General features: G+C 61.9%; 8 protein-coding genes and 1 tRNA gene. 4 read left to right on the top strand and 5 right to left on the bottom strand.

Going from position 1 to position 7,079, the window contains the following annotated elements; translation table 11 throughout:
- Nucleotides 1-304: 304 nt before the first annotated feature.
- Genes SYN65AY6A5_RS01845 through SYN65AY6A5_RS01830 form a run of 4 tightly spaced genes read right to left on the bottom strand, consistent with a single transcriptional unit; the run spans nucleotide 305 to nucleotide 3,624 of the window.
- On the bottom strand, nucleotides 305-1,963 hold the full coding sequence (locus SYN65AY6A5_RS01845) for an AarF/ABC1/UbiB kinase family protein (RefSeq protein WP_011430768.1): 1,659 nt from the start codon (nucleotides 1,961-1,963) through the stop codon (nucleotides 305-307).
- Between the two features lie 37 nt (nucleotides 1,964-2,000).
- Nucleotides 2,001-2,588, bottom strand: a complete 588-nt coding sequence (locus SYN65AY6A5_RS01840; protein WP_346426058.1) for a peroxiredoxin family protein — start codon at nucleotides 2,586-2,588, stop codon at nucleotides 2,001-2,003.
- A gap of 31 nt (nucleotides 2,589-2,619) precedes the next feature.
- Nucleotides 2,620-3,057, bottom strand: a complete 438-nt coding sequence (locus SYN65AY6A5_RS01835; RefSeq protein WP_099813044.1) for an SRPBCC family protein — start codon at nucleotides 3,055-3,057, stop codon at nucleotides 2,620-2,622.
- 3 nt (nucleotides 3,058-3,060) lie between these two features.
- Nucleotides 3,061-3,624: a hypothetical protein gene (locus SYN65AY6A5_RS01830; RefSeq protein ID WP_011430771.1), complete on the bottom strand. Its 564-nt coding sequence runs from the start codon at nucleotides 3,622-3,624 to the stop codon at nucleotides 3,061-3,063.
- Nucleotides 3,625-3,748: 124 nt separating this feature from the next.
- On the opposite strand from SYN65AY6A5_RS01830, the gene SYN65AY6A5_RS01825 reads away from it, so the two are divergent.
- Nucleotides 3,749-3,833: transfer RNA gene (locus SYN65AY6A5_RS01825), tRNA-Ser, on the top strand.
- A gap of 105 nt (nucleotides 3,834-3,938) precedes the next feature.
- Here SYN65AY6A5_RS01825 and SYN65AY6A5_RS01820 read toward each other — a convergent pair.
- Nucleotides 3,939-4,748, bottom strand: coding sequence for an RNA methyltransferase (locus SYN65AY6A5_RS01820; RefSeq protein WP_011430772.1), 810 nt, complete (start codon nucleotides 4,746-4,748; stop codon nucleotides 3,939-3,941).
- A 66-nt stretch (nucleotides 4,749-4,814) separates the two neighbouring features.
- On the opposite strand from SYN65AY6A5_RS01820, the gene SYN65AY6A5_RS01815 reads away from it, so the two are divergent.
- From SYN65AY6A5_RS01815 to SYN65AY6A5_RS14265, 3 genes are all read left to right on the top strand, one after another.
- Nucleotides 4,815-5,390: a hypothetical protein gene (locus tag SYN65AY6A5_RS01815; RefSeq protein WP_011430773.1), complete on the top strand. Its 576-nt coding sequence runs from the start codon at nucleotides 4,815-4,817 to the stop codon at nucleotides 5,388-5,390.
- A 6-nt stretch (nucleotides 5,391-5,396) separates the two neighbouring features.
- Nucleotides 5,397-6,308, top strand: a complete 912-nt coding sequence (lpxC, locus tag SYN65AY6A5_RS01810; protein WP_099883778.1) for a UDP-3-O-acyl-N-acetylglucosamine deacetylase — start codon at nucleotides 5,397-5,399, stop codon at nucleotides 6,306-6,308.
- Between the two features lie 258 nt (nucleotides 6,309-6,566).
- Nucleotides 6,567-7,079, top strand: a 513-nt coding sequence (locus SYN65AY6A5_RS14265; protein ID WP_240530963.1) for a helix-turn-helix domain-containing protein, incomplete at its 3' end; no start/stop codon positions are given.

The following is a 7,079-nucleotide window of genomic DNA, read 5'->3' as shown; positions in this document are numbered from 1 at the left end:
TGACACACTTGTTTCCAATTTCTAGGGATCCCCCCGAAGGGGGAACTCTACCCTTATTAAACCCAAGCGGGGCAAGGAATGCAAGGCCTATTTGCGAGGGGGTCGGTCGAAGAGGGCAAAAAAAGGCCTTGCAGAGGAGGGGTGAGAGGCCTGAAAGCCTTGTGGCGCAAGGCATCGAGCGGGTCAACGAAAAAATCGGCTTTTGCGGGTTTTGGCGAGGCGCTCGCAGAAGCGTTGATACCGTTTTTATGTGCTTTTGGCAACATGGCTAGGATCGGGATCCCTGGCAAGTCCGAGCTAGGGGCTAATTGCGCAGGCGACCGGAGCGGAGGATGCTGAGGATGAGCCACAGTCCCAAGAGGCTGGCGGCGCCAAAAAGCAGCTCGCTCAGCCAGAAGACCTGGAAGCGCTGGGTTTGCGCCGAGATGATGGCGGCGCCGATAATCAGGGATCCGACCAGGATGCTGTAGGAGAGGCGGTTGGCCGACTGATCCAGGCTGATGCGGAGGTCTTCCAGCTCTTGGATGGTGAGGTTCCAGCGTTGGGTTTCCGAGGTGATGCGGCTAAGCAGCACTTCCAATTGCCGCGGCGACTGCAGCGAGAGGTTTTTCAGGTCCAAGGCTGTGCGCAGCAGCGAGGGTAGGGGAGCTTCCCCCAGCAACTGCTGCCGAAACACGTCCGCCATCAGGGGGCGAATTTGCTCCGGCAGATTGTAGTCTGGGGTGAGCTGGCGGGCGATCCCTTCCAGATTGGCCAGGGCCTTGGCGCACAGCCCCAGGTTGCCGGGGATGCGGATCTGGTTGCGCCGCGCTGCTTGCAGGATCTCGGAGAAAAGCTGGCTAAAATCCAGCTCGGCCACAGTTAGGGTGTAGTACTGCCGCAAAAGACGCTCGTATTCCCGCTGCAACTGGGCCAGGCTGACGGCGGGATCCCGCAAGCGGCCCCTGGGGCTTTCCGGCAGGGCCAGCTCCAGGGTGAGTTCGGCACAGCGCTGGGCATCCAGGCTGACGATGGCCAAAATCAGCTCCAGCACAATCTGCTGCGTGCGCGGATCCAGCCGCCCAATCATGCCGCAGTCCAAGAGGGCTACGCGACCGGATCCCAAATAGAACAAGTTGCCGGGGTGGGGATCGGCGTGGAAGTAGCCGTCGATGCAGATCTGCTGGAAAAAGGCGCGGGTGAGCAGGCGGGCAAGCTGCTGCGGCTCGGCGTCGCTGCGATCCGCCTCCAGGAGTGGCTTTCCTTCGATCCACTCCAGGGTCAGCACCTTGGGGGTGGTAAGAGCCCAATAGACGCGCGGCACCACCAGTTGGTTGGGATCAAACCAACGGCCAGCCTGCAGGCGTTGCCGCAGCTGCTCCGTGTGGCGGGCTTCCTGGGTAAAGTCCAGCTCCGCCTGAATGGCCCGGCAAAACTCATCCGCCAAGGCCACCACGTCTGCCAGCCGGCCAAATTCTGTTTGCGCCACCAATTCAGCAATGCTGCGGATGAGCCTTGTATCCCGCTCTACTATTGCCTCCACGCCGGGCCGCTGGATCTTGAGGGCCACCGCTTCGCCGCTGACGAGATGGGCGCGATGGACCTGGGCAATGGATCCCGCCGCCACCGCTTCCGTGTCGAGGCTGCTGAATACCTGTTCCAGCGGCTTTCGCAACTGCTGGCGCAGCAGGATCTCCACCGCGTTCCAGGGCACGGGGGGCACATTGCTCTGCAGGGTGCTGAGGGCCTCGATATACTCCCGCGGCAGCAGGTCGGGGCGGGTGCTCAGCAACTGGCCCAGCTTCACATAGACCGGCCCCAGATCCACCAGGATGTTGCGCAGCACCAGGGGTGGTGGCAGTTGCGGCTCTTCCGCCTTGCCCAAAGAGAGCAAGCGCCGCATGTAGTCCCAGCCGTGGCGCAGGACTACTTCTAGGATCTCCGCCTGACGGGCGCTATTCTGGGCCAGCCGCGCAAAGACCACCTCTTTCCTCTCCTCTTCCGGGCTTGCCTAGGAAGGCTTAGAAAAAGGGCACGGGAGCCACCCGGCGGGTTCCATCCCAGCCGCTGGCTAGCCCTTCTCGCAAGACCCGCAGCACCTCGTCGGTGCTGGCGTTGGGCTCGGCAAAGGAGAAGAGGTGCTTATAGCGCAGCCTCCCTTCGCGATCCACGATGAACTGGCCTGGCAGGGGCGCCCCCAGGGCTTGGCCGACGCCGTAGAGCCGAAAGGTTTTGCACTCCGGATCCACCAGCAGCGGATAGGGCAGTTCCAGGTCGGCTTGGATCTGTTGGCTTTGCACCGGGTCGGTGCTGGTAACCATCAGCAGCTCTGCTCCCAGAGCCCGGATCTCCTCGTAGCGGGCCTTCAGCTCCTGGATGTGGGGGTAGCAGAAGGGGCAGAAGAGCTTTTCTGTAAAGATGCGGGTAAAGGCCAGAACCACCGGCTTTTGGCCGCGGTAGTCCGACAGGCGCACGGGATCCCCGTGCACATTGGGCAGCTCAAAGTCAGGGGCCAGCTCGCCAATCTGCAGAGGGCTGTTGGCCGGCTGGGGGATGAAGTTGTCGAAAAAGCGACGGTTGAACAGGCTGCTGTTGCTGGTCATTGCCATTTTTTACGTTTCTTTACTACCTGCCACCAGCCTAACCCAAAGCCTCGGCCACTGCCTTTAGCCGTCGCAGTTGTGCCCGCATGTCGTGCCGGGTCAGCTCCGCTGCCACCAGATAGAACCCTGCCGCCACCCAAGGGTTGGGGATGCAAAACTCAAAGCGGTTTACCAATAGCGTTCCCAGCGGCTGGGGGCAACATTCCCAGCGGTCGGTGCCCTGAAAAAAACCCTCAAACTGCCACTGCACCAGGCCCTCGGCCCGCTCGGCGATCACGCAGTCTAGGCTGGGGGAAACCAGCGGCAGGCGCAGGAAAAAGCGGTAGCGGCTGCCCAGTTGCCCAGTGGGGGATCCCAGCGCCTCACAGCCCAACAGGGGGTTGAGCCAGCGCCGCATCAGCGCTGGATCGATTAGACAGCGCTCCACCTGGGCCACGCCAGCGGCAATTTCAATCGCTTGAGTATAGACGGGCATGCTCTAGGGAGCGGCTGCAGCGGCAGGCTGCGCTTCGCCGCCAGGGACGACGGTACTCAGCAAAATCAGGATATCGCGATACTCCACCTGATCCGGCCCGCGGCGGGGGGATCCCACTTGGATGACCGCCTGCTGGGGCGGCCTGTCGGGGCGAGGGGGAGACTCGAACACCAGCGTGCGGATGCCGCCGGCCTGCTCGAGATCGGAGAGGAGATCCCAGCCCCGGCCCCAGAGGGTGCGGCGGTAGTAGGCGGCGATCTCCGAGAGAGGTTGAGAGGTCTGCAAAATCAGGGAGGCAAGCCCTCCTTCCTGATCCCAAATTTGCCCCGAAGAGATGACGGTGGCGTCGGGCAAGCGCAACTGGTGCGGGAAGTGGGGAGGGAGAGCGCGGGTATCGCCCACGGAAGCCTCAAAATGGGTGCCATCTTCGCCGATGTGGCGCAGCACCGGATCCGGGGGGGCAGCTTCGGAAGGAGATGCGTCTGGCCAAGGGCGACAGGCAGCCAACAACGCTAGCGACAGCCAAGCCAGAAGTTGCACCTGACCTGGGCAAAAATGTCCTCTCATCGCATAGCCAGGGATCCCTCAGTGGGTTATAGCGGATCCCCATTCCTCCCCACAACCCGTTAGCAGGGATAGCAGGACCCCTCGAGCTGCACAAGCGGCAACTGCACAGCCTAAGATAGGTTCTGGAGAGGTGTCCGAGTGGTTTAAGGAAGCAGTCTTGAAAACTGTCGTGGCGCAAGCCACCGTGGGTTCGAATCCCACCCTCTCCGTCAAATCAAGTTTGCCGCAGGGAGACCATCCAGACCTAGCTGGATTCCCTTGTCTCAGTTCCCAGAGGTTTGTTTTCAGAGGCAGCCGGCCAGAGGCCGCGGCAGCTAGGATCCACTCTCAGCAGGATGAGGATCCTCTTTTTTTGGGGGTTCTCGAGGAGAAGATTTTTGGCTCCACTGGAGTTGTCGCAGGATCCCGCGTAACAGGGCCACCTCGGACACGATCAGGCCGGCGCGGTGAAAGAGGGCGCGCAGCTTGAGCATCTTGCGGCGAGCGGTGTGGGGGTGCAGGTAGCCAATTTGCAGCAACAGCGCCTCCAGGTGGCCGAAAAAACCCTCCAGCAGCTCGAAGGGAGCCGGCTTTGAGATCCCAGAGCTGGTCACTGGCGGGGGAAGATTCTGGCAGAGGAGGGTGCGCAGCTCGTAGCAACAGATGCCCACTGCCTGGGCCAAGTTCAGGGAAGGGTAGGCCGGATCGGTGGGGATCTGGATCTGGCGATGGCAGAGGGCCAGCTCTTCGTTGCTCAAGCCCCGATCTTCAGGGCCAAACACCAGAGCGGCAGGGCCGGCAGCCAGCAGCTCCGGGAAAGCCTGGCGGGGAGACTGAATTTGCCATTCGGGCGGGTAGGGCTCGCGGCGGCCTGCTGTCCCGAATACCTGCACACATCCCTGAAGGGCCTCGGCTAAGGTTGGCACCTGCCGGGCTTGGCGGAGCAAGTCCGTCGCATGCACGGCCATGGTGACTGCTTCTGCGTCGAGGGGATCGCATTGGGGATCCACCAACACCCACTGCCGCAGGCCCATGTTTTTCATCACGCGGGCAATGGCCCCGAGATTGCGCGGCCCTGCCGGCCGCACTAACACAAGGCGTACCTGCGCCAATCGCTCCTGAGCCCAGTTGGACGATGCCGGCATTGCTCAGAAATCGCAGATAGGGATCCCCTAAAGTAGAGGAGTTAGATCTTGTCATAGATTGCGCCGATGGGATCCGCCTACCGCCGTTGGCTGAGTTGGATGTGCCTATTGCTGCTGGGGTGCTGCTGGGGATCCCCAGCCTTGGCTGCCCATTCGTCGCTCTCCCCAGCAGCAGAGCCAACTCAGGTGTCGCCCCAGCTCGTTCGCGATAGCGGTGCGGAGCACTTTTCTCTGGCCGAGGCGCGACAGCGGCTGGAAGCCATTGCCGAGGCCATGCGCTCGATCCGCCTGTGCAGCCGCCCCAACTGCCGTTACCGCGATATCTCCGTCGAGGTTCGACCCATAGCAGGAGCCGAGCCGCCGGAGTACGAGGGCCGCATCGACGCCGCCATCGACCGCCCCTCCGGTAGCTTGGACAGGGCCCACTACCGGCTGCGATTTCGGGGGGGGCGTTGGCAGTTGTTGGGGGGGGAAGAGGTTTCCGATGTCTCCTCGTTTTTCTTTGAGGGAGATACTTACGAGGTGTTCAGCGCCTACGGCAGTCGCAAAGGCAAATTGGCAGACGCCAGCAGCAGCCTGCGCGTTGGCTATCGGGAACTCTACTATCGCGTTTTCGACCGGGGCCAAGAGCGTTGGCCATAGAGACCTATGAGAGAACAACAACACACCTTGGCCAGCTCTATTTCCCTAGAGGGGGTGGGCCTGCACACCGGCCTGCCGGTTCGCTGTAGCCTGCATCCGGCCCCTGCCAGCAGCGGTCGAGTCTTTGTGCGGGTGGATCAGCGGGGCTCCCCTCCCATCCCCGCTCGGTTGGGATCCCTGGCCCCTGCCGCTCTCTGCACCCGTCTACAGCAGGGATCCCCCCCTGTCCAGGTGCAGACGGTGGAACACTTGTTGGCCGCTCTTTACGTGCTGGGCATCGACAACTGCCGCATCGAGGTGGAGGGGCCGGAGCTGCCGATTCTGGATGGCTCCGCCCTGCCCTTTGTGGAGGCCGTTGCCCAAGCCGGGATCCTGGCCCAGGAGCAGCCGGCCCTGCTGGGGGTGATCCAGGAGCCGGTCACGGTCTGGGCAGGGGAAGCCTTTGTCAGCGCCGTGCCCTACCCCGGGTTTCGCTTTACCTATGGCATCGATTTTGCCGACTGCCCTATCGGCCAACAGTGGCTGAGCTGGCGGGAGAACAGGGCGGACTTTGTCCAATCCATTGCCCCGGCCCGCACCTTCGCCCGCCAACAGGATGCGGAGCTGGCCCGCCAACAGGGGCTGATTCAGGGGGGCAGCTTGGAAAATGCTATCGTCTGCAGCAAAACCGAGTGGTTGGGGCCGTTGCGCTTCCCGGATGAGCCGGTGCGCCATAAGCTGATAGATTTACTAGGAGATCTCAGCTTGTTGGGCTGCCGCTTGCAGGGGCACATTGTGGCCTACAAGGCGGGCCACGCCCTCCACCACCGTTTGGCTGAGCAGTTGCTCAAGAGTGGATCCCTGCAGGTGGAGCCAGCTCAAGAGCAAGCAAGGGATCCCCTTTGCCTCGGTGGGGTGGAATCTCGCTCTTCGTTTTGAGGGGGATCCCGGCTGCTGGGATGGGTGAAAAGTTCCTGGCCTGCTGCAATTTCTCTGTGCGGCCTTGCTTTGGGTTCAATGCCCGCCCATGCGGGCTTTAGCTAATCCGCCGTTCGCGCTAGCGGGACGTAGTCCTGGAAGCCCCGCTCTGTACCCCCCAGTCCCCCAGCCCCCCGTATACGGGGGGATATAGGGGGGGCGGGCCGGTCAGAGTCGGGATGAGAGGCGGGAGCGTTCAACAGGTACAATGCATTCATCATGAGAACCGCTTACCAGTACCGCTTGCGCCCTACTGCTAGCCAAGTCGCCCTGATGGGTGAGTGGCTGGAGCTGCTGCGTAAGCAGTACAACTATCGCCTGGCGGAGCGGTTCCGCTGGTGGGAGCAGAATCGCTGTGATATCCATGCTTGCTCGTTGACGGTCTGCCATCTGCCTGAGTTGAAAGACAAGCCCGATTTCTACTCCCAGAAACGAGACTTGGTAAACACAAAGGCTCTCTTCCCCGAATACCAAGCGATTCATTCCCAGGTGCTCCAAGACTGTGTAGAGCGGGTGCAAAGGGCGTTTGACCGATGGCTAAAAGGTGACTGTAACGGCAAGCGGGCAGGCAGGCCCAGGTTTAAGGGTGTTGGGCGGTATCGCTCCTTCACCTTCCCTCAGATGAAGCAGGACTGCATTCGAGGGCAGTTTATCCATCTGCCCAAGATTGGGCCGGTCAAGCTGGTCCAACACCGTCCTTTGCCTGAGGGGTTTGTTATCAAAACGGCCACC

Source organism: Synechococcus sp. 65AY6A5, assembly GCF_002760415.1.
GTDB lineage: Bacteria > Cyanobacteriota > Cyanobacteriia > Thermostichales > Thermostichaceae > Thermostichus.
This window is presented reverse-complemented; position numbering and strand designations above follow the sequence as displayed.